The organism is Streptomyces nigrescens, assembly GCF_027626975.1.
Taxonomy (GTDB): Bacteria; Actinomycetota; Actinomycetes; order Streptomycetales; family Streptomycetaceae; genus Streptomyces; species Streptomyces nigrescens.
Map to the genome: position 1 here is coordinate 2,711,411 of NZ_CP114203.1, position 21,336 is coordinate 2,732,746.

The window sequence follows — 21,336 nt, forward strand, 5'->3', positions numbered from 1 at the left end:
GGGTCCGTCACGGCATGTGGAGCGGATTGGGGACGGTGCCGTGCACGGCCGCGTGCGGGCGGTGGGTGCGGTCCCGGTAACCGTCCACGTGCAGACGGTTGCGGTTCAGACACAGCCGCTCGATCCGCGGGGTGAGCAGGTCGAAGGTCTCGTGCCGCTCCTTGAGGGAAGGGAAACGTTCGTGGTGGCGCAGGATCTCCGCCCGTACGAGTGACCAGAACTCGGCCTCGGGCACGCCCAGTTGGTCCGCGCACAGCGGCGCGAGGTAGCGGAAGACGCCGACGAAGAGGCCGGAGTGGATGAACTGGGTGAGGAAGGCGGGCGGTTCGGTCAGCAGCACCGCCCGGACGTCGTCCGGCATGGAGTCGTGCTCCGGGAGCGGCCGGGAGCTGGTGTTGACGTCGTCGACGAAGTCCTTGACGGCGAGGCGGGTGGGGACGTCCTGCTCGTCGAAGACGACGATGGCGTTCTCGCCGTGCGGGGAGAAGACCGTGCCGTACCGGTAGAGGAAGTGCAGCAGCGGCGGCAGCAGCGCGGCGAACAGCCGGGCCAGCCAGGCGCGCGGGGCCAGACCCGAGCGGCGCACCAGCTCCGCGGTCAGGGCGCGGCCCCGGGGATCGGTCTGCAGCAGCGCGGCCAGGGTGCGGGCGCGTTCGCCGGGGTCCAGATGGCCGGTGACCGGCTCGCGCCAGATACAGCCGAGCAGCTCCTTGAACTGGTACGGGACGCCGGGCAGCCGGTCGTAGAGGGGGTGCTCGACCGTGACGGACGCGGTCTCGCCGAGCAGGATCACCCGGGTCTCGTCGCGCAGATAGGGGTCGGCGTCGCGCAGGCCGTGGACCCAGCGGGTGACGGCGGGCGCGGCGAGGGTGCGTTCGGTGGGAAGACCGCGCCAGACGAGGGTGTTGAGGATGGACAGCGGCAGCTTGACCGTCCGGGCCTCGGGCCGGCTGAGGTTGAGGAAGGTGCGGATCGACTGCTGCGGCAGGCGGAGGTCGTTGTCAGTGGGCAGCGCGATGATGGATCTGTCCGCGAGCTGTGGGGCGAAGAGGGGGGCGATGGTCTCGTCCCATTGCCAGGGGTGCACGGGGAGATAGAGGTAGTCGGCGGGGTCGAGGCCCTGGTCGCTGATGGTGCGGGCGAAGGAGTGCCGGGTGGCGGGGGCGAGTTCCTCGCCGTAGAGACGATCGGGGGTGGCGAGGGTGGGGATACCTCGGTAGTGGGCGATGCTGTGGTGCGCGGCGAGCCAGGGCAGGCGCCTGGCGGTGCGGGCCTCGGGGGCCCAGGTCGCCGCGTCGGTGGCGGAGAAGCCGAGCCGGCCCTTGTTGGCGACGAGCCAGGGATGGCCGGTCTGGTGGCCTTCGAGGGAGGCGTAGTCCAGGTCGGCGAGTTCGGCGGCGCTGAGCGCGCCGGCGTCGAGGCGGGTGTCGGCGGCGAGGGTGGCGGTCAGCTCGCGGATGAGGTGGCCGGTGGTGTCGCCGGACAGGCCCAGCACGGTGTCGTGGGCATGCGTGAGGAAGTGGAAGGGGTCCGTGTCCGGGGTGATCGAGTCGGGGTCGACGCGCCAGTGGCCGTAGGCGCCGCGTCGGGCGCGGAAGCGGTAGACCAGTGTGTCCGTGACCGGCAGGCGGTATTGCGGGGTGCCGTCGGGGGCGGTGCCGTCGGGCTCGGGGGTGAGGACTTCCTCGTAGGCGAACTCCGCCAGGGTCTTGGCGAACAGTCGGCGCGCGGCGTGCTGCCAGGCGCGGTGCGAAGGCTGGGGCTCAGGAGACAAGGCGGGACTCCTCGAAGCGGGACCGCCCCGGCTCGTACGGGGGACAACCGGGGCAGCGCGGTGGACGGCGGACCGGAGCGGGGCCGTCGGGGGACGGCCCCGGGGTCAGAGCAGGTGGCGTCGGGCTCGGTCGCGGACCATCAACGCCGCGCGTTTCCCGGGCAGTTCGATCTCGTCGGCGTAGCGGAACCCCGCACTCAGGAAGGCCGCGACGGAGGCGGTGTTGCGCAGATCGGGCTCGGCGATGACCCGCGTGCACTGCGGGCGGTGGTCGAGGACGAGATCGGCGGTGGCGCGCAGCAGTGCGCTGCCCAGCCCGCGTCCCCGGTCGCCGGCCCCGCCGATGAGCAGATGGAGACCGGTGTCCTGGGGCCGGGCGGCGTAGTGGCGGGCGAGGGGGTCGAGGTCGGCGCGGTAGATCTCCCAGTAGCTCATCGGGACCCCGGCCAGCACCCCCAGGCAGGGCACGCTGCGGCCGTCGCCGTCGAGCTGGCCGCGCAGATGGGCGGCGGTGGTCTCCGGCGGGCCCGCCAGCTCCCAGAAGGCCGCGACGGCCGGATCGTTCATCCAGCCCGTGATCCGGTCGAGATCGCGGTCCGGCCGGACGGGCACGAGCGCGAACGGCCCGGCGGGGGTGTCGGCCGCTCCCCAGCCCGCCAGGTTGTCGAGCAGCGGGCCGGAGGCCGGGGCGGGCGGCCGCCGGTCGTCGTCGGACAGCGCGCGGCATTCCGGCGGCAGCTGCCGGCCGAGGATGTCGGCGGAGCTCAAGCTGAGGCCGGGGTCGGTGGGTGGCACGGCGACGCTCTCCTCTCGTGGCCGCGTGCCGCGTGGCCGTATGGGTCGCGGGGCGCCGGCGCCGGGGGCTGGATGCGGGGGTCTGCTGTCGGGGGTCGTGAGGGGCGGCTACGGGGCGAGGGGGCTGGGGAGGGTGATGTAGACGGACTGGGTCTCGACCGGGCCGACGAGTTCGTCCAGGCCGTGCAGCCGGGTCGCCAGATTGGCCTTGCAGCGCAGGGTGCGGGCGGCCAGCAGCTGCTCCGGGAGCGGCGAGCGGTGCGCCGGCGGGGCCGCGGCGGCATCGGCGAGGAACCGGCGGAAGGCGGCGAGCAGGATCTCCTCGCGGACCAGGCGCTGGGAGCCGAAGGCCCCGATGAGGCCGAGGACGTTGTTGATGCCGAGGTAGTAGGCGAAGCGTTCGTCGGTGACATCGTCGGCGACGAAGGTGTCGCTGGCCGCGCCGATGCCGGGCAGCCGTCGTTCCAGTTCGGCGCGGCGCGAGGTGCGGAAGTAGTAGCCCTGGTTGTCGCGGTAGCGGCCGCCGACCGGCCAGCCGTCGGGGTCCAGCAGGACCACGGTGTTCTGCTGGTGGGCCTCCAGCACGATGCCGGCCGTGCCGTCGAGCCACAGCACGGGCCGTACGACCGCTTCGAGGTAGCGCAGGAACCACTCGGTGGCCACCGCGCCCAGGGGGCGGCCGGTGCGGGCGCTGAGCGTGCAGACGAGATCTTCGAGCCGGGAGCGCACGCCGGAGCGGCCCGGCCAGGGCCGGGGGGAGGTGAGGCCGGCGATGCAGACGGCGTCGTCGGTGGTGCTGAAGGGGTTGTGGCGGATGACGACATCGAGGCCCCGGACGGGTGCGCCGTCGAAGCCGTCGACGGCGAGATAGGCCGGGTCACGGACGATGTCGAAGCCGGGGTGCACGGTCTGCCACTGCTTGGCGAGGCCGGTGCGCAGCAGCCGGTGCACCTCGACGCCGCGGGCCAGTTCCTTACGGAGGTTCTCCCGCCGGGAGTTGGTGATGCGCAGCCCGAGGGAGAGCTTGAGCATGGCGTCCGCGTCAGGGCGGTAGACGGTGCGGACGGAGGAAGTGGGGTGCCAGAGCGGGCCGTGGACGCCGAGGTCGTGCAGCAGACCGGCCTCGCGGAGGGCGGCGATGTCGGGGCGGTCGGCGAGTTCCCTGGCCTGCCAGGGGTGCAGCGGCAACGGCACGGTGTCGTCGGGGAGCCGGCAGCCGCCCCCAGCGAGGCCCCTGGTGAGCTGCTCGGCCGGTACGGGCTTGCCGCGCTCCGTCCAGGCGGAGTCGGCGGCCAGGACGGAGCGGTGCACGGCCATCCAGTGCAGCGGGAAGGCGCCGCGCAGTTCGGGCGAATAGGCGCGGGTCTCGGCCTCGGAGAGACCTTCGCGGCTCTTGGGTGTGGGGTGCAGCGGGTGGCCTAGTAGCAGGGACTGCTCGGCTTCGAGGAAGAGGGCGCCGTGGTCGTCGGCGGGCCGGGCGCGCCGGTCGGTGAGGAAGACGGCGACATTGCGGACGGAGTTGGCGACCCGGCCGACGAGTTCGGCCCCGTCGCCGTCCGGTGCCTGCTGCGGCACTCCGGCCGGCTCCGGCCGCTGCTCGCCGTCCGCCACGCGGTGCTCGCCACCGTCGGAGACCCGCCGGTCGCCGTGCGCGGCCTCCCTGCGCAGCAGCGCGGCGAGGGTGACGGCGTCCAGCGGGGCGGCGCCGGCCGGGGCGCCTTCGAGGGTGGGGGCGCCCAGGCGGTGCCAGCCCGTGGGGGACCAGTAGCGGACGGGGATGATCAGGGCGCTCGCGGCGGCCTGCAGCGGGAGGCGCAGCCGGCCTTCGGCCGGGTGGTGGGGGCCGCTCTCCCGGAGCCAGCAGCGCAGGAGGTGCTCGATGCCCGCGGCGTCGGCGGCGACCGCCGGATCCGGGTGGTCGAGCGGGTCGTGGTCACCGCCGCGGGCGCGGTCGGCGGGGGCGCCATGAGGAACGGCCCGGTCCGGGGCCTCGTGGGGCTGCTGGTGGCAGGTCTCGTCCGGGGCGCGCCGCTGCTGGCGCGGTACCGATTCGATGGTGCCCGCGCCCTGGTGGGCGGGGACGCGCTCGGCGGGCTGGCCGCCGTCGGGGCCGGGGCGTTCGTTCATGGGGTGGTGCCTCGCATTGTCGTGGGGGACGAGCCCGTCGGCCCGGGGGTGGTGCTGACCGCCGCCGTGAGGGCGTCGGCGAGGCGGTCGAGGATCGCGTCCGCCTGTTCGTCGGTGATGGTCAGGGGTGGCAGCAGCCGGACGACGGCGGAGTGGCGGCCGCCCAGTTCGACGATCAGGCCGCGGTCCAGGCAGGCGTCCCGGACGGCGGCGGCGAGCCCGGGGTCGGCGGGGCGGGCGCCCGTGGCGTCGGCGTCGGCGTCGCGGTCGACGAGTTCGACGCCGAGCATCAGGCCGCGGCCGCGGACCTCGCCGATGCAGTCATGGGCGGCGGCGAGGGAGTCGAGCCGGGTGAGCATCCGGGCTCCGAGCTCCCCGGCACGCCGGTCGAGGCCGTTCGCCCGGACGTAGGCGAGGGTGGCGGCCCCGGCGGCCATGGCGAGCTGGTTGCCGCGAAAGGTGCCGGCGTGGGCGCCGGGCTGCCAGGAGTCCAGTTCCTCGCGGTAGACGATCACGGCGAGCGGCAGACTGCCGCCGATCGCCTTCGACAGCACGATCACGTCGGGCACGATGCCGCTGTGGTCCACCGCCCAGAAGGCGCCGGTGCGGCCGACACCGGTCTGCACCTCGTCCACGATCAGCGGGATCTGCCGGGCGGCGGTGATCTCCCGCATCCGCCGCAGCCAGCTGTCCGGCGCGGGGATCACCCCGCCCTCCCCCTGGACGGGTTCCAGGATCATCCCGGCCGGGTGGGGCACTCCGCTCTTGTGGTCGTCGAGCAGGCTCTGGGTCCAGCGCGCGGCGAGTTCGGCGCCGCGCTCGCCGCCGGTCCCGAAGGGGCAGCGGTAGTCGTACGGATAGGGCAGCCGGACCACGCTGGAGTGCTGTGCTCCCCCGGAGGCGGCGAGCGCCTCCGCGGTCATGCCGTGGTAGGCGCCGGAGAAGGCCATCAGACCGTCCCGCCCGGTCGCGGTGCGGACGAGTTTGAAGGCGGCCTCGACGGCGTCCGTGCCGGCCGGGCCGCAGAACTGGATACGGGCCTTTTCGGCCAACTCTCGGGGCAGCGTGGCGAAGAGCTCGGTGGTGAAGGCGTCCTTGACGGGCGTCGCCAGGTCGAGGACGTGCAGCGGCGCGCCGGAGTCGAGGACCGTGCGGATCGCTTCGAGCACCACCGGGTGGTTGTGGCCGAGCGCCAGGGTGCCGGCGCCGGAGAGACAGTCGAGATAGCGCCTGCCGTCGGCGCCCTCGATGGTGAGCCCGCGGGCGCGCACCGGGACGATGGGCAGCGAGCGCGCATAGGTGCGGGCAGCGGACTCACGCAGGGACTGCCGGCGCAGGATCCCCTCGTGGGCCGGTGCCGCCGGCACGGTTTCGGTCAACGCCACGGCAGTTGTGTCCTCCTGCTGGTGAGCTGCTGAAGGTCGCGGGCCCTGCGGGCGGCCCGGCCGTCCCCCGTCCGTACCAACGACGGCGGCGACGCGGGATCACGGTTGTCGCCAAGATCCTTGGCGGCCTGGAACCGGGGACCCGAGTACCGCCGTCCCCATCGTCACCGGCATAGTGGGGTGTCGCGCCGGGATCTTGAGGTTCATGACAAAGAACGGGACCGGCGCAGCATCAGCTCACGTCACACGGCTCAGTCCGATTCACCAGGGGGAACTCACCCATGCGATCCATACGTCGGCCAGTCCTGGCCGCCGCCGCTCTCACCGCCGTCATGGCGCTGACTGCCACCGGCTGCGGGCCGGAGGGCGACAACGCGGGCGCCAATCCCAGCCAGTCCGCGGCCCAGGACACCACGGGCGGGGGTGACTTCAAGATCCCTCAGGAGATCCAGGACAAGCTCAAGGAACACGGCGTCGACCTGGACAAGTGGAAGAACGGCGAGTGGAAGAACTGGGACCGGGACAAGTGGCTCCGCGAGGCCGGTGAGTTCATCAACCCGATCATCAAGGACTTCTGGGACAAGGACAAGATCGACAAGGTCAAGCCGCCCCAGGACCCCAGCAAGCCCGAGGACATCTCCGAGGACCAGGGCAAGACCGACCCCGAGCCCGCCGCCGTCCCGGCCCAGGCCGTCAAGACGCCGTACACCTCCACCGCCCCCGGCGTGGGCCTGCTGCTGTTCAGCACCCCGAAGGGCGAGTCGCGTTGCTCCGCCACCGTCGTCAAGGACCCGGCGCACCCCGGTAAGTCCAACCTCGTGTGGACCGCGGCGCACTGTGTGCACGCCGGCAAGAACGGCGGCTGGTACCGCAACATGATGTTCGTGCCGAACTTCAACAAGACCGGCGGTTCCGCGGGCCAGTTGAAGAACAAGCCCTTCGAGGACCGGGTCCCGTCGGGCAAGTGGTGGGCGGACGACATGGCGACGTCCCAGCAGTGGATCAAGGACGGCGGCGCCGTTCCGGGTGTCCCGATGGCTCCCTACGACTACGCGCTGATGCATGTGAAGCCGGAGCAGAGCACCGGCGGCAAGTCGCTGGAGGAGATGGCCGGCGGCGCCTACAAGGTCGACTTCAACGCCCCGGCGATGGCCAAGATCCCGAGCCTGACCGCGCAGGGCTACCCGGCCGAGCCGCCGTTCGACGGTGCGGCGCAGCAGCAGTGCACCGACAAGCCGACCCGGCTGTCGATGGACGCCAAGAAGCCGACCATGTACCGGATCGGCTGCACCATGACCGGTGGATCCTCCGGTGGCCCCTGGTTCGTCAAGGGCGCGGACGGCAAGCCGGTGCTGGTCTCCAACATGTCGATGGGGCCGCGTCCGGCCCGCTGGTCGGCCGGCCCGCACCTGGGCCCCGAGGCCAAGAGCCTCTTCGACAACATGAGCAAGAAGTGGGCGAGCAAGCAGTAGCCGCATGAGGTGGGTGGTGCCGGGACGGCGCCACCCACCGCGCCCATGGGCAGGACGAAGGCCCGCCCCCGGTCTCCCGGGGGCGGGCCTTGTGTCTGCTGTGGCGGGTCCGTCAGGCAGCCGGCACGAACGGCTGGAACTCGGCGGCCAGCTCCTCGTGCACCCGTGCCTTGAGGACCGTGCCGTCCGCGGTGTGCTCCTCGGAGATGACCTCGCCCTCGGCGTGGGCCCGCGAGACCAGGGCGCCCTGGGTGTAGGGCACCAGCACCTCGATCTCGACCTGCGGGCGGGGAAGTTCCTCGTCGAGCAGGGTCAGCAGCTCTTCCATGCCCTGGCCCGTACGGGCCGAGACGGCGAGGGCGTGCTTCTCCTGGCGCAGCAGTCGCTGCAGCACCAGTGGATCGGCCGCGTCGGCCTTGTTGACCACCACGATCTCGGGCACGTCCGTCGCGCCCACCTCGCGGATCACCTCACGGACCGCGGCCAGCTGCTCCTCCGGCACCGGGTGCGAGCCGTCGACCACATGCAGGATGAGATCGGACTCGCCGACCTCCTCCATCGTGGAGCGGAACGCCTCGACGAGGTGATGCGGGAGATGCCGGACGAAGCCGACGGTGTCGGCGAGGGTGTAGAGCCGTCCGCTGGGCGTCTCGGCCCGCCGGACGGTCGGGTCCAGGGTGGCGAACAGGGCGTTCTCCACCAGGACACCGGCGCCGGTGAGGCGGTTGAGCAGGGAGGACTTTCCGGCGTTGGTGTAGCCGGCGATGGCGACCGAGGGCACCTTGTTGCGCCGGCGTTCCTGGCGCTTGATGTCCCGGCCGGTCTTCATCTCCGCGATCTCCCGGCGCATCTTCGCCATCTTCTCGCGGATCCGCCGCCGGTCCGTCTCGATCTTGGTCTCACCGGGACCACGGGTGGCCATACCGCCGCCCGCCGAACCGGAGCCACCGCCACCCATCTGCCGGGAGAGCGACTGACCCCAGCCACGGAGCCGGGGGAGCATGTACTGCATCTGCGCCAGCGAGACCTGCGCCTTGCCCTCCCGGGACTTGGCGTGCTGGGCGAAGATGTCGAGGATCAGGGCGGTCCGGTCGACCACCTTGACCTTGACGACATCCTCCAGGTGGATCAGCTGGCCCGGGGAGAGCTCACCGTCACACACCACGGTGTCCGCCCCGGATTCGAGCACGATGTCCCGCAGCTCCAGGGCCTTGCCCGAGCCGATGTACGTGGCCGGGTCGGGCTTGTCACGGCGCTGGATGACACCGTCGAGCACCATGGCGCCGGCGGTCTCGGCGAGGGCGGCGAGCTCGGCGAGCGAGTTCTCCGCCTCCTGGACCGTGCCCGTGGTCCAGACACCGACGAGCACCACCCGCTCCAGGCGGAGCTGCCGGTACTCGACCTCGGTGACGTCCTCGAGCTCGGTGGAAAGGCCCGCTACACGGCGTAGTGCGGCACGTGCCGAGCGGTCGTACTGGTCGCCGTCACGCTCCCCGTCGATCTCGTGGCTCCAGGCGACGTCCTCTTCCATCAGGGCGTTGGCCCGAAGGCTCTCGGGGAGGCGCTGCCGGTCCTGCGGAAGGGAAGAAGAGGAGGTCATTTGATCCTTCGCGTCGTTGGGAAGCCCTCACGGGGACCTCGCGGTCCCGCCGGGACTGTCGTCATGGCGGCCGTCGCGGTGGTCCCGCGGCCGTCGCTGGTGTCAACGTCCGAGCCGTCCGGGAGATTCCCGGGCCGGGCCGGTGCCGACCTGACGATGGTCCCACGGCCGGAAGGGGCCGTCACGCGGGTTTTCCGGGGTTTCCGGCGGCTCCCTTGGGTCCGCCGGGGGTCGGGGCGGCTCCCTTGGCCCCGTGGCCGGGGGCGGCCCCCTTGGCCCCGGGCTTGTCCGCGCCCTTCCTGGGCGCCCATTGCGGATGCCCCGGCATCGGCGGCGTCCGGTCGCCGTAGAGCCATCCCTGGAAGAAGGCCGTGAGGTCCTCTCCGGAGATCTGGGAGGCCAGCTGGACGAAGTCGGCGGTGTCGGCCACACCGTCGCGGTGCCGGGTCACCCACTCGCGTTCGATCCGGTCGAAGGCGGCGGGGCCGATCTTCTGGCGGAGCGCGTAGAGGACCAGCGCGCTGCCGTCGTAGACGATCGGGCGGAAGATGCTGATCTTCTGTCCCGGGCTGGGAGTCTTGGGCGCGGCGGGCGGCCCGCCCTCGGCGCGCCAGCCGTCGGACTGCTCGTAGGCGTGGCGCATCCGGGCCTCCAGAGAGGCCCGGTGGTCGCCCTTCTCCTGGGCGTAGAGGGCCTCGTACCAGGTGGCGTGGGCCTCGTTGAGCCAGACGTCGGACCAGCGGCGCGGGCTGACGCTGTCGCCGAACCACTGGTGGGCCAGCTCGTGCACCATCACGGACTCGACGTACCAGGCGGGCAGATGGTCGGAGGTGAACAGGGCCTTCTCGAAGAGCGACAGGGTCTGGGTCTCCAGCTCGAAGCCGGTCCTGGCGTTGGCGATCAGCACCCCGTACGCCTCGAAGGGGAAGGGGCCGATCTTGCGCTCCATCCAGGACACATGGCCCGGGGTCTTGGCCAGCCAGTGCGCCAGCGCGGTGCGGTGCGCGGTCGGTACGACATCGCGGAGCGGCAGGCCGTGCGGCCCGTGGCGCAGCAGCACGCTGGACTTCCCGATGGAGACCTGCGCCAGCTCGGTGGCCATGGGGTGGGTGGTGCGGTAGGTCCAGGTGCGGCGCCCCGCGCGGGTGCCGGGGCGTAGGGGCAGCCCGTTGGCGACGGCGGTCAGCTGCTGGGGCGCGGTGATGTGGAAGGTGAAGAGCGCCTTGTCGGAGGGGTGGTCGTTGCAGGGGAAGACGCGGTGTGCGGCGTCGGCCTGGTTGGCCATCGCCAGCCCGTCGGAGGTGCGGATCCAGCCGCCGTCGTTCTTGATGCGGGGATCGCTGGTGTGCTCGACGGAGATCTTCAGCTCCTGGCCCTGGGAGATGTGGGAGGGCGGGGTGAGCACCAGGTCCTCGCCGTGCTGCTCGTGCCGGGCGGCCAGGCCGCCGATCTTCACGGAGCGTACGGCGCCGCGGGCGAAGTCGAGGTTGAGGTGGTCGAGCTCGCTGGTGGCGCGGGCGGTGATCTCGGTGGTGGCGTTCATCGGCCGGTCGTTGTGGCCGGAGTAGTCGAGGGTGACGTCATAGGACGTGACGTCGTAGCCGGTGTTGCCGAGGGTGGGAAAGAGGCGGTCGCCGAGGCCCTGCGGCCCCACGGCCGGCGGCTCGGCCACGCCGAGGGTGACCAGGCCGGCCAGCCCGAGAGCGGCGGCCCGCAGGCCGGTCCGCCGGCCCCGCCTGCTCGGGCCACGGGGCAGGGCGGGAACGGGGCGGTCGGGATCGCGGGACGGACGGCGCAAGGGAAGGGACATGAACTACGGCTACCAACGCGGCCCCCTCCCCCGCGGGTGACGGGGCAAACGGCACCCGAACGGGCGGCGGATCGGGCACCCGTCTTACGCCGCCGGGCGGAGCAGCTTCCGACGGGCCGTCAGTTCCCGGTCCCCTGGGCCCTTCAGGGGCGCAGGGCCGCGGGCTGCCGGGCCCGCCCGGCGCGCAACACATCGAAGACGCCGGGCACTTGACGCATGGCCCGCATCAGGGACGGCAGTCCGGCGGCGTTCGGCAGATGCAGCGTGTAGGTGTGGCGGACCCGCTGCTGCTGCGGGGGTTCGACGGCGGCCGACACCACGGCGGCGCCCTGGGAGGCGATGGCCTCGGTGAGGTCGGCGAGGAGATGCGGCCGGCTGAAGGCCTCGGCCAGGAGGGTGACCCGGAAGCCGTGGCCCCCCTGGTCCGCGCCGCGCCAGCGCACCCCGACCGGCGGCCGGCCGGTGGCCGCCATCCGCGCCACGACGGGGCACAGGGCGCGGTGCACGGTGACCGTTCCGCCGCGTACGGCGAAGCCGGTGACGGCGTCCGGCGGCACCGGGGTGCAACAGCCGGCCAGCCGGACCGCGGCACCGGGCAGATCCGCCACCGCGAGGACCGAGGCGGGGGCGGCCGGTCCCGCTCCGGGGCGGTCCAGCCCCGCGGCGCCGCGGTCGGCGGGAGGCGCAGCGCCGAAGCCCTCGCCGGGGCCTGCCGGGCGGGCGCAGGACTCCCGCGGCCCGGCCAGCCACCGGGCGATGGCGAGCCGGGCGGCGGGGGTACGGACGTGCTCCAGCCATTCGGGCGAGGGGCCGGTGGCGGAGTCCGGAGCCATCAGCAGCTGCAGGCTGTCGCCGTCGTGCAGGACGGTGGAGAGGGTGGCGAGCCGGCCGTTGACCCGGGCGCCGATGCAGCAGTGCGCCGCCTCGCCGTGCCGTTCGTACGCGGCGTCCACACAACTCGCGCCGGCGGGCAGACCGATGACACCGCCCGTGCCGCCGGACGGACCGTCCGGCGGGGCATCGGTGCAGAAGACCGTGATCTCCCGGTCCTGGGCGAGATCGTCGCGCAGCGAGGTCCAGAACGTGTCCGGGTCGGGGGTGGTGCGCTGCCACTCCAGCAGCCGGGAGAGCCATCCGGGGCGGGTCGGGTCGGCCCGCTCGCCCTCGGGGGCGTCCACACCGTCCGTGGGGGCGTAGGGGTTGCCGAGCGCGATCACCCCGGCCTCGGCGACCCGGTGCATCTGGTGCGTACGGATCAGGGTCTCGGCGACCTCCCCGGACGGGCCGGTGACCGCGGTGTGCAGCGACTGGTAGAGGTTGAACTTGGGGGCCGCGATGAAGTCCTTGAACTCGGAGATCACCGGGGTGAAGCAGGTGTGCAGCTCACCGAGGACGGCGTAGCAGTCGGCGTCCTCGGCCACCAGCACCAGCAGCCGTCCCAGGTCCGCCCCGGTCAGCTCACGGCGCGCGAGGCGCACCCGGTGGACGGAGACGAAGTGCCGGGGCCGGACGAGGACTTCGGCGTCGATACCGGCCTCGGCGAGGACCGAGCGCACCCGCCGCGCGAGGGCGGCGAGCGGATCGGGCCGGGCGGTGTACTCCATGACCAGGGCCCGGGTGGTGGCGTACTCCTCCGGATGCAGGATCGCGAAGACCAGGTCCTCCAGCTCGGCCTTCAGCGCCTGGACGCCGAGGCGTTCGGCGAGCGGGATCAGCACATCGCGGGTCACCTTGGCGATCCGGGCCTGCTTCTCGGGGCGCATCACGCCGAGGGTGCGCATGTTGTGCAGCCGGTCGGCGAGCTTGATGGACATCACCCGGACGTCGTTGCCGGTCGCCACCAGCATCTTGCGGAAGGTCTCCGGCTCGGCGGCCGCACCGTAGTCGACCTTCTCCAGCTTGGTGACCCCGTCGACGAGATAGCAGACCTCGTCGCCGAACAGGTCCCGCACCTGATCCAGTGTCACTTCCGTGTCCTCGACGGTGTCGTGGAGCAGGGAGGCGGTCAAGGTCGTGGTCTCCGCGCCGAGTTCGGCAAGGATGAGGGTCACCGCGAGCGGGTGGGTGATGTACGGCTCGCCACTCTTGCGCAGCTGGCCGCGGTGCGAGGACTCGGCCAGCAGATAGGCCTTGGTGAGGGTGTCCAGGTCGGCGTCGGGATGGTGGCCGCGGTGCACCTTGGCGACGTGTTCGAGGGCGTGCGGGAGGCCGTCGCGCGGGGCCGGGCCGAGCAGCGCGGCGCGGCCGATGCGGCGCAGCCCTCTGAGTTCCAGTCGGCGGCGGCCGCGCTTGCGGCCCGCTGCTCCAGGATTACCAGGGTTAGTGGCCTCTGCGCTCATGGGCACCTCCGGCAGCGTCGACCGGCGGTGGAGCGCGTCAGTTCGGGCGTCCGGGCCGGTGCTTGATGCTACCGAGCCCATCACGCACCGCTGTCCACCTCTCGCTCAGCGTGATACGGATCACCCGTTCGAGCGAATCTTTTGGCCGGAACCGTTTCTCGAACAAGGCCCGGGAACAGGGAACGCCGCAGGTCGCGTCAGGCGAGGGCGGCGGCCAGCCAGGCGGCGTCGAAGGTGCCCTCGGCGACGATCTCGGCCGGGCCGGTCATCTCGACCGTGCCGTCGGGCTGCTCGGTGATCGAGAGACTGCCGCCGAGCACATCGACCGTGTATGTGACGGGCACAGCGGTCTCGGCGGGGTCCAGACCGTCCCGGCGGGCGGTGGCGACGGCGACCGCGCAGGCGCCGGTGCCGCAGGAGCGGGTCTCGCCCGAACCGCGCTCGTGGACCCGCATCGCCACATGGCGCGGACCGCGGTCGACCACGAACTCGATGTTCACGCCCTCGGGATAAACCGACGCTGGGCTGAACGGAGGTACGGCCCGCAGGTCGCCGGCGTGGGCCAGATCCTCGACGAAGGCGACCGCGTGCGGATTGCCCATGTTCACGTTGCGGGCCGGCCAGCTGCGGCCGTCCAGGGTGACGACGACGCTCTCCTCGGGGAGTTCGGCGCGGCCCATGGAGACCGTGACATCGCCGGTCTTGGCGACGTGGACGCGGCGTACGCCGGCGCGGGTGGCCACGGCGAGGTCGCCGGCCTCGACCAGACCGGCGTGCAGCAGATAGCGCGCGAAGACGCGGACGCCGTTGCCGCACATCTCGGCGACCGAACCGTCGCCGTTGCGGTAGTCCATGAACCACTCGGCCTCGTCGGCCTGGTCCTGGGCCTCGGGGTGCGCGGCGGAGCGTACGACGTGCAGCAGGCCGTCGCCGCCGAGGCCGGCCCGGCGGTCGCAGATCCTGGCGACGGCGGTGGCGGGCAGATCGAGCCGGCCGTCCGGGTCGGGGACGATCACAAAGTCGTTCTCGGTGCCGTGGCCCTTGAGGAAGGCGATGCGTTGCGTGCTGGTCACCCTTGCATCGTACGGGGAGGGCGGGCGGGGCGGCTGTAGGGGGCGTGGGGATGATCTCTATCCGCTCGGCGAGGTGCCGGGTCCTTGCGCATCCGCCGGGGGCTCGCCCTCATCTGCGCGTCCGGGGAGGTGCCCGGCCTCGTCTGCACCCGCACGGGAGGTGCCCGGCCTCGTCCGCACCCGCACGGGGAGGTGCTCCGGTTCATCTGCGCCCGCCCAGGAGACGCACACCTATACCCGCCCACCCCCCGAAGGGGGGTGGGCGGCGGGGAACAAACGGGCCGTATGAAGCCGTATGAAAGAAGCCGTATGAAGGGGCGCTGCCTGAAACAGGAGAAGGGCCGCCCGAAAGCACGCGGCCCCTCGTGAAACCGAACGACCTCACAGCCGTCCGCCCGGCCCAGCCGGGCCGGGCCTCAGCGCAGCCGGGCCACGCGCCAGATGGCCAGCGATGCCGGAATGGCCACCAGGACGGCGTAGATGAGCACCACGCGCCAGCCGACGCGGCAGCCGGAGCCCTGCGCCGGGAGGCCGGGCCAGGTGTAGCCGACACGGCGGGCGGCCATCATGCCCCAGCCCGCGGCGCAGCAGCACAGCAGCAGGCCGAGCATCGCGATCATCGCGCCGCCGTCGCCGCCGAGCTCGAAGGCGAGGGGGAAGGCGAACATCAGCGAGCCGAGGGCGGACAGTGCGACGATCGGCGCCAGCTGCCACAGCCGCAGCCGGCGCGGCGGGCGCAGCTCCCGGAAGGACTCGCCGCCCTCGCCGGGGCCGTCGGCTCCGGAGTCCGGGGCGTCGGAGTCGTCCAGGGCGTCGGGGTCGTCCAGGGCGTCGGTGAGCGGTCCGCTGCCGGCACCTTCGGCGCCGGACAGGCCGTCGTCGGTGTCCGGACCGTCATCGGTCAGGGGTGCCGTGTCGGCGCCGCTGTCCGGTTGCTGCGCTCCGTTGCGAGGGCCGGCCTCCATTGCCACGCGCCCTCCCCACTGCAGACTGCACGCCTCGATCGAAGGTCGATGATGACACGCCCTCAGGGGCCCGGATGACGGCCGGAGCGTCCCGATGCCATGACGTGATCAGGCTGTGACCGGTCGTTCGAGCAACGCCAGCGCCTGCCCCGGAAGTTCCCCCCGGTGCTCGGCGGCGCCGCTGAGCCAGTGGACCCGCGGGTCCCGGCGGAACCAGGAGTCCTGGCGGCGCGCGAAGCGCTTGGTGGCGCGCACCGTCTCGTCACGCGCCTCCTGCTCGGTGCACTCCCCCGCGAGCTGGGCGAGCACCTGCTGGTAGCCGAGCGCCCGGGACGCCGTACGGCCCTCGCGCAGCCCCTCGCCCTCCAGCCGGCGCACCTCGTCGACCAGGCCTGCCTCCCACATGCGGTCGACCCGCTGCGCGATCCGCTCGTCGAGCTCGGGGCGGGCGACGTCGACGCCGATCTGCAGGGTGTCGTAGACCGCTTCGTGGCCGGGGAGGTTGGCGGTGAAGGGGCGGCCGGTGATCTCGATGACCTCCAGGGCGCGCACGATACGGCGGCCGTTGCTCGCCAGGATCGCGCGGCCGGCCTCGGGGTCGGCGGCGGCCAGCCGGGCGTGCAGGGCGCCGCTGCCCGATTCGGCCAGTTCGGCCTCCAGGCGGGCGCGTACCTCGGGGTCGGTGCCGGGGAAGTCGAGCGCGTCGATGGCGCCGCGTACGTAGAGGCCGGAGCCGCCGACCAGGACCGGGGTGCGGCCCTCGGCGAGCAGCCGGTCGATCTCGGCGCGGGCCAGCCGCTGGTACTCGGCGACGCTGGCGGCGCGGGTCACGTCCCAGATGTCCAGGAGGCGGTGCGGAACGCCCTGCTGCTCCTCGGGCGTGAGTTTGGCGGTGCCGATGTCCATGCCGCGGTAGAGCTGCATGGAGTCGGCGTTGATGACCTCGCCCCCCGTGTGCTGTGCGAGCGCGACGCCCAGATCGGACTTTCCGGCCGCGGTGGGACCGACGACGGCGATGACCCGCGGAGCGGGAACGGCGGTGTTCACCCCGTCAGTCTCGCAAACATCACGCCCCCATCTCGAACGAGCGACGTGACGGGCCACCGACGACCTCGTTGCCTGTTGCGAGGTCCCGAGAGCCGGAGCAGCACCCGGCGCCCGCGGGCGGCGCAACGGTCCGCTCCCGGGCGGCCGGGGATTTCGCCATATGAAGAGCGTAGGAGCAGTTATGGGCGTGTTTTCGCGGTTTCGCCGCCGTAAGTCCGAAGCGATGACGGAGGAGAGCGCCGCTACGGCGGTGACGGCCGAGGCGGAGGAGCCGACGGCGACGGCCGTTTCGGCGGACGCCGTGGGCGCCGGGGAAAACGGGGACAACGCGGACGCCAACGACGCGGACGACGCCGAGCGCCCGGCAGCGGCCGAGGCCGAAGCGGAGGAGGCTGCGGCTCCGGAGGCGTCCGGTGACACGGCGGCGGGGGCGGCGGACGCCGGGGCGCAGCGCGCGGAGCAGGCCGGCGAGAGCGCCGGGATTCCCCGGCAGCAGTCGGCGGAGGCCGCCGCGGACAGCGAGAGCACCCGGCACCAGGCGCGCTGACCGGAGCACCGCCACAGCGGCCGCGGGGCACAGCTCCTCGCGGCCGTTGCCGTACCCGTCGTGCGGCCGCGCTACGACCAGGCCGCCACGAAGTAGCCCACGCCGTAGGGGGCTTCCTCGCGGAGCAGCCGGCCGCTCAGGCCCGCACCCTGCGCCGCACCCGCCAGGACCTGCCAGCAGGCCCGTCCGGAGGCCTGGAGGCCGGCGGCCGGCTCCTCGCCGAGCGCGGCCAGGGCGTCGGTGTCGGCGTCGCCCAGGGCGCGGGCCACCTCGGCGTCGAAGGCCTCGGCCCGCTCGTCGAAGTAGCCGGGCGCCTTGACCGTCCGGCAGGCGCTGCCGTCCCCCAGCACCAGCAGGGCGACCCGGGGAGCGGCCGCGGCGATCTCCTGGCCCATCGCGAGACAGCGGTCGCGGGGCAGCGACCGTGCCACCCCCAGCGCCTCCACGGGGGCGTCGTCCCAGTCCGTACGGGACAGCAGCCAGGCGCCGACGGACAGCGACGGCGGGAGTTCCCGGTCCGGTGCGGTCTCCGCGGCGCCCAGCGGCACTTCGAGGTCCACCCCGAAGCCGCGGAAGGAGCCGATGGCGCCCTGGGGATACGGGCCGCCGCCGGCCTCGTCGACGGGACCGAGGACGACCAGCCGGTCGGGACGGGCCGCCGCGAGCACGCCGATCGCGTCCAGACAGGCGGCGCGCAGCGCATCGAGTTCGGGCGCCGCCCCGGCGGCCACCTCCGGGACGAGCAGCGGCGGGCAGGGGCAGAGGGCGGCGGCTACGAGCATGACACGCAGCGTAACGCCCCTGGTGCGGGGCCGTTCGCCATGCCCTGCCGGCCGCCCGGTGCGGGCCGGGTCAGTCGCAGCCGCAGCCCGCGGCGGGCGCCGGGCTCGGCGCCGGGGCCCCGATGGTGGGCAGGCCCAGCAGCACGCCCTGGGGCTTCTCCGCAGGGGCGGCGTTGCGCTTCTCCCAGGCGTCGCCGGCCCGGGTGCGGCGGACCGCCTGGGCCGGGCCCTCCGCCAGGAGGTGGTGCGGAGCGGCGTAGGTGATCTCGACGGTGACCACGTCGCCGGGGCGGACCGGCTCGTCGGGGCGGGTGAAGTGGACCAGACGGTTGTCGGGGGCGCGGCCGGACAGGCGGTGGGTGGCCTCGTCCTTACGGCCTTCGCCCTCGGCGACCAGGACCTCCAGGGTGCGGCCGACCTGCTTCTTGTTCTCCGCCCAGGAGATCTCCTCCTGGAGGGCGACCAGGCGCTCGTAGCGTTCCTGGACGACGGCCTTGGGGATCTGGCCGTCCATGTCGGCGGCCGGGGTCCCGGGGCGCTTGGAGTACTGGAAGGTGAAGGCCTGGGCGAAGCGGGACTCGCGGACCGTGTGCAGGGTCTGCTCGAAGTCCTCCTCGGTCTCGCCCGGGAAGCCGACGATGATGTCGGTCGAGATCGCGGCGTCCGGCATGGCGGCGCGCACCTTCTCGATGATGCCGAGGAAGCGCTCCTGGCGGTACGAGCGGCGCATCGCCTTGAGGACGGTGTCCGAGCCGGACTGGAGCGGCATATGGAGCTGCGGCATCACGTTCGGCGTCTCGGCCATGGCGGCGATGACGTCATCGGTGAAGTCGCGGGGGTGCGGGGAGGTGAAGCGGACCCGCTCCAGGCCCTCGATCTTCCCGCAGGCGCGCAGCAGCTTGCTGAAGGCCTCGCGGTCGCCGATGTCGGAGCCGTAGGCGTTGACGTTCTGGCCGAGCAGGGTGATCTCGCTGACGCCCTCGGAGACCAGCGCCTCGATCTCGGCGAGGATGTCGCCGGGCCGGCGGTCCTTCTCCTTGCCGCGCAGCGCGGGCACGATGCAGAAGGTGCAGGTGTTGTTGCAGCCCACGGAGATGGAGACCCAGGCCGCGTAGGCGCTCTCCCGCCGGGTGGGCAGGGTCGAGGGGAATGCCTCCAGCGACTCGGCGATCTCGACCTGCGCCTCTTCCTGGACGCGGGCGCGCTCCAGCAGCACCGGCAGCTTGCCGATGTTGTGCGTCCCGAAGACCACATCGACCCAGGGGGCCTTCTTGACGATGGTGTCGCGGTCCTTCTGGGCGAGGCAGCCGCCCACGGCGATCTGCATACCGGGCCGCGCGGCCTTCTTCGGGGCGAGCTGACCGAGGTTGCCGTAGAGCCGGTTGTCGGCGTTCTCCCGCACCGCGCAGGTGTTGAAGACCACGACGTCGGCGCCCTCGCCGTCCTTGGGAGCGGGGACGTATCCGGCCTCTTCCAGCAGGCCGGACAGCCGCTCGGAGTCGTGGACGTTCATCTGGCACCCGTAGGTGCGGATCTCGTAACTCTTGTTCACGCCCACTGCCTGGCTCCGGTCGCTGCTGCTCATGCCACAAGGGTAGGCGGTGCCGGAAGTACCTCCCGACGCCGGAGGCCCGGGAGGGATCATCCGGCTCCGGGCACAGGAGGGCGGGGCGGGGGCCAGCTCACAGGGCCAGCACGAGGGCGGCGCCGAGACCGCCGGCCACCAGGGCGAAGGCCGCGCTGCGCCAGCCGCCGTGCCCCCAGCGGAAGGGCCGGTCGAGCGCGAAGCGGCCGGGTCCGGTGGCCGCGACGGTCAGTGCGACGACGGCGATGGTCAGCGGATATTCGAGGCCGCCGGTCTCCGCCCAGAGCCCCTTGGGCGCGGCGAGAGCCATGGCGTTGATCATCACGCCGATCAGTGCGGCGGCTGCCAGGGGGGTGAGCAGCCCGGCGGCGAGGCCGAGGCCGCCGAGGACCTCCGAGGCTCCGGCGAGGCCGGCGAAGAAGGTGCCGGGGCGGTAGCCGAGGGCTTCGAAGCCCTTGCCGGTGGCTTCGAGCCCGTGGCCGCCGAAGAGCCCGAAGAGCTTCTGGGCGCCGTGGCCGGCCAGGATCAGTCCGACGGTCAGCCGCAGGAGGAGCAGCCCGGCATCGGCGGCGACCGGGGGCGGGCGAACGGCTTCGGACCGGGCACGGGTGTCGGGCCGCAGTTCGGTGGGCGGTTTCATGAGGTGTCGCTTCCCGCACCGGCGCGTCAGGGGGCCGCGGTGTGGGGCACCTGGCGCCGGTGCGCTCAGGGTGGGGGGATTCTGCGGGCGTGCGCGCCGCCGGGCGCGCGGTGGGGACGTGCCGGGTCCCCGCTGTGTGAGAGGTGAGGAGGGGCCGCCGCTGCCAGCCGGAGCGGACCGGGCGCCACTTCGCCACCGTAACCCCTGCTGTTCTGCGTGCAAGCCACGGTCCGTGCCGCGGCGCCCGGCCTCTCCCCGAGCGAGAGCAGCAGGCGTCCGGCCGTGCCGCACACCGGCAGTCGGGAGAGCCGGCCGGGCCACGTGTGACATCACCGGACCGGCCCACCCCTCCCCTTCCCGGCGTGGTCCTGGCAGGATCCCGCCCATGGTCACAGCACTCCCCCGCACCGGCCGCCGGGCCGTCCAGTCGGCGATCGCGGCCCTGGTCGTCCTCGGGCTGGGGCTGTGGTGGCTGCTGTCGATGGGCACTACGCCCGCTCCCCGGGGACAGGTGACGCTGTCGACGGGCGTGCCGACCGGCGTCTACGCGCGCTACGGGGAGCTGCTGAAGCAGGATCTGGCCCATGACCTGCCGGAGGTGGATCTGCGGCTGGCCCGCAGCGAGGGCTCGATCGACAATCTGCGGCAGCTGGTCGCCGGGCGCGCGGATTTCGCCATCGCGACGGCGGACGCGGTCGCCGAGTACAAGGTGCGGGGCGAGCCGGGCGCGGACCGGCTGCGGGCCTGCGCGCGGCTGTACGACGACTACATGCAGCTGGTGGTGCCGAAGGGCTCCGCGGTGCGCTCGACGAAGGATCTGCGGCGGCTGCGGGTGGGGGTCGGGGCCGACGGCTCCGGTGTCCAGCTGATCACCCGGCGGCTGCTGGAGGCGGCCGGGCTGGACTTCAACAAGGACATCGAGCCGGTGCGGGTCGGCATCGACCGGATGCCGAAGCTGCTGGAGCAGGACAAGCTGGACGCGTTCTTCTGGTCCGGCGGACTGCCGACGACGGCGGTGCAGCGGCTGGCGCGGCGCTTCCCGGTGCGGCTGGTCCAGCTCGGCGATCTGAGCGAGGCACTGCACCGCCAGGGGGAGCGCACCCGCTACTACCGTGCCGCGGTGATGCCTGCTGATGCCTATCCGATGGCCCAGGGCGGGCAGGCGGTGAAGACGATCGCGGTGGCGAATCTGCTGGTGACCACGGACCGCGAGGACGCGGCACTGACCGAGGGCATCACCCGGACCGTCATCGACAGCCGGGACTGGATCGGCCGCCAGGTGCATGCCGCGCAGAAGGTGGATCTGCGGACGGCGGTGTTCACCGACCCGCTGGAGCTGCACACCGGTGCCCGGCGCTATTACGTGTCCCAGAAGCCCTGAGACGTCCGGCCCCG

16 protein-coding genes are annotated in these 21,336 nt (G+C 73.0%); 3 read left to right on the forward strand and 13 right to left on the reverse strand.

What is annotated here, in order from left to right; translation table 11 throughout:
• Nucleotides 1-7 precede the first annotated feature (7 nt).
• The 4 genes from STRNI_RS12270 to STRNI_RS12285 form a co-directional block, all read right to left on the reverse strand.
• Complete coding sequence (locus STRNI_RS12270) at nt 8-1,774, reverse strand: IucA/IucC family protein (RefSeq protein ID WP_277411268.1); 1,767 nt, start codon at nt 1,772-1,774, stop codon at nt 8-10.
• A gap of 105 nt (nt 1,775-1,879) precedes the next feature.
• Nucleotides 1,880-2,569, reverse strand: coding sequence for a GNAT family N-acetyltransferase (locus tag STRNI_RS12275; protein ID WP_277411269.1), 690 nt, complete (start codon nt 2,567-2,569; stop codon nt 1,880-1,882).
• A gap of 108 nt (nt 2,570-2,677) precedes the next feature.
• Nucleotides 2,678-4,696, reverse strand: coding sequence for an IucA/IucC family protein (locus STRNI_RS12280; RefSeq protein ID WP_277411270.1), 2,019 nt, complete (start codon nt 4,694-4,696; stop codon nt 2,678-2,680).
• The gene (locus STRNI_RS12285; RefSeq protein ID WP_277411271.1) at nt 4,693-6,081 is read right to left on the reverse strand and encodes a diaminobutyrate--2-oxoglutarate transaminase family protein; all 1,389 of its coding nucleotides are present in this window, start codon (nt 6,079-6,081) and stop codon (nt 4,693-4,695) included. The genes STRNI_RS12280 and STRNI_RS12285 overlap by 4 nt, the downstream gene beginning before the upstream one ends.
• 281 nt (nt 6,082-6,362) lie before the next feature.
• On the opposite strand from STRNI_RS12285, the gene STRNI_RS12290 reads away from it, so the two are divergent.
• Nucleotides 6,363-7,553 (forward strand): trypsin-like serine peptidase, encoded by a 1,191-nt coding sequence (locus STRNI_RS12290; RefSeq protein ID WP_093641383.1) that lies wholly within the window; start codon nt 6,363-6,365, stop codon nt 7,551-7,553.
• 112 nt (nt 7,554-7,665) lie between these two features.
• Here the strand turns inward: STRNI_RS12290 and hflX are convergent, their stop codons facing one another.
• From hflX to miaA, 6 genes are all read right to left on the reverse strand, one after another.
• Nucleotides 7,666-9,153 (reverse strand): GTPase HflX, encoded by a 1,488-nt coding sequence (gene hflX, locus STRNI_RS12295; RefSeq protein ID WP_018092907.1) that lies wholly within the window; start codon nt 9,151-9,153, stop codon nt 7,666-7,668.
• A gap of 181 nt (nt 9,154-9,334) precedes the next feature.
• On the reverse strand, nt 9,335-10,963 hold the full coding sequence (locus STRNI_RS12300; protein WP_018092908.1) for a M1 family metallopeptidase: 1,629 nt from the start codon (nt 10,961-10,963) through the stop codon (nt 9,335-9,337).
• 143 nt (nt 10,964-11,106) lie between these two features.
• Nucleotides 11,107-13,302 carry a RelA/SpoT family protein gene (locus tag STRNI_RS12305; protein WP_159485835.1) on the reverse strand — a complete coding sequence of 732 codons (2,196 nt, stop codon included), beginning with the start codon at nt 13,300-13,302 and terminating at the stop codon, nt 11,107-11,109.
• 197 nt (nt 13,303-13,499) lie between these two features.
• The gene (gene dapF, locus STRNI_RS12310) at nt 13,500-14,375 is read right to left on the reverse strand and encodes a diaminopimelate epimerase (RefSeq protein WP_018092911.1); all 876 of its coding nucleotides are present in this window, start codon (nt 14,373-14,375) and stop codon (nt 13,500-13,502) included.
• A gap of 416 nt (nt 14,376-14,791) precedes the next feature.
• A complete protein-coding gene (locus tag STRNI_RS12315; RefSeq protein ID WP_274738442.1) occupies nt 14,792-15,340 on the reverse strand; it encodes a hypothetical protein in 549 nt (182 codons plus the stop codon).
• 108 nt (nt 15,341-15,448) lie between these two features.
• Nucleotides 15,449-16,387: a tRNA (adenosine(37)-N6)-dimethylallyltransferase MiaA gene (gene miaA, locus STRNI_RS12320; RefSeq protein WP_277411272.1), complete on the reverse strand. Its 939-nt coding sequence runs from the start codon at nt 16,385-16,387 to the stop codon at nt 15,449-15,451.
• Nucleotides 16,388-16,574: 187 nt separating this feature from the next.
• On the opposite strand from miaA, the gene STRNI_RS12325 reads away from it, so the two are divergent.
• Complete coding sequence (locus STRNI_RS12325; RefSeq protein WP_381845826.1) at nt 16,575-16,934, forward strand: hypothetical protein; 360 nt, start codon at nt 16,575-16,577, stop codon at nt 16,932-16,934.
• Between the two features lie 71 nt (nt 16,935-17,005).
• Here the strand turns inward: STRNI_RS12325 and STRNI_RS12330 are convergent, their stop codons facing one another.
• The 3 genes from STRNI_RS12330 to STRNI_RS12340 form a co-directional block, all read right to left on the reverse strand.
• Nucleotides 17,006-17,716: a class III extradiol dioxygenase subunit B-like domain-containing protein gene (locus tag STRNI_RS12330; protein WP_109892905.1), complete on the reverse strand. Its 711-nt coding sequence runs from the start codon at nt 17,714-17,716 to the stop codon at nt 17,006-17,008.
• Between the two features lie 70 nt (nt 17,717-17,786).
• Nucleotides 17,787-19,301 (reverse strand): tRNA (N6-isopentenyl adenosine(37)-C2)-methylthiotransferase MiaB, encoded by a 1,515-nt coding sequence (gene miaB, locus STRNI_RS12335; RefSeq protein ID WP_037743273.1) that lies wholly within the window; start codon nt 19,299-19,301, stop codon nt 17,787-17,789.
• A 97-nt stretch (nt 19,302-19,398) separates the two neighbouring features.
• Nucleotides 19,399-19,941 (reverse strand): DoxX family protein, encoded by a 543-nt coding sequence (locus STRNI_RS12340; RefSeq protein ID WP_018092917.1) that lies wholly within the window; start codon nt 19,939-19,941, stop codon nt 19,399-19,401.
• 385 nt (nt 19,942-20,326) lie between these two features.
• On the opposite strand from STRNI_RS12340, the gene STRNI_RS12345 reads away from it, so the two are divergent.
• Nucleotides 20,327-21,322 (forward strand): TAXI family TRAP transporter solute-binding subunit, encoded by a 996-nt coding sequence (locus STRNI_RS12345; protein ID WP_266446077.1) that lies wholly within the window; start codon nt 20,327-20,329, stop codon nt 21,320-21,322.
• Nucleotides 21,323-21,336: the final 14 nt, after the last annotated feature.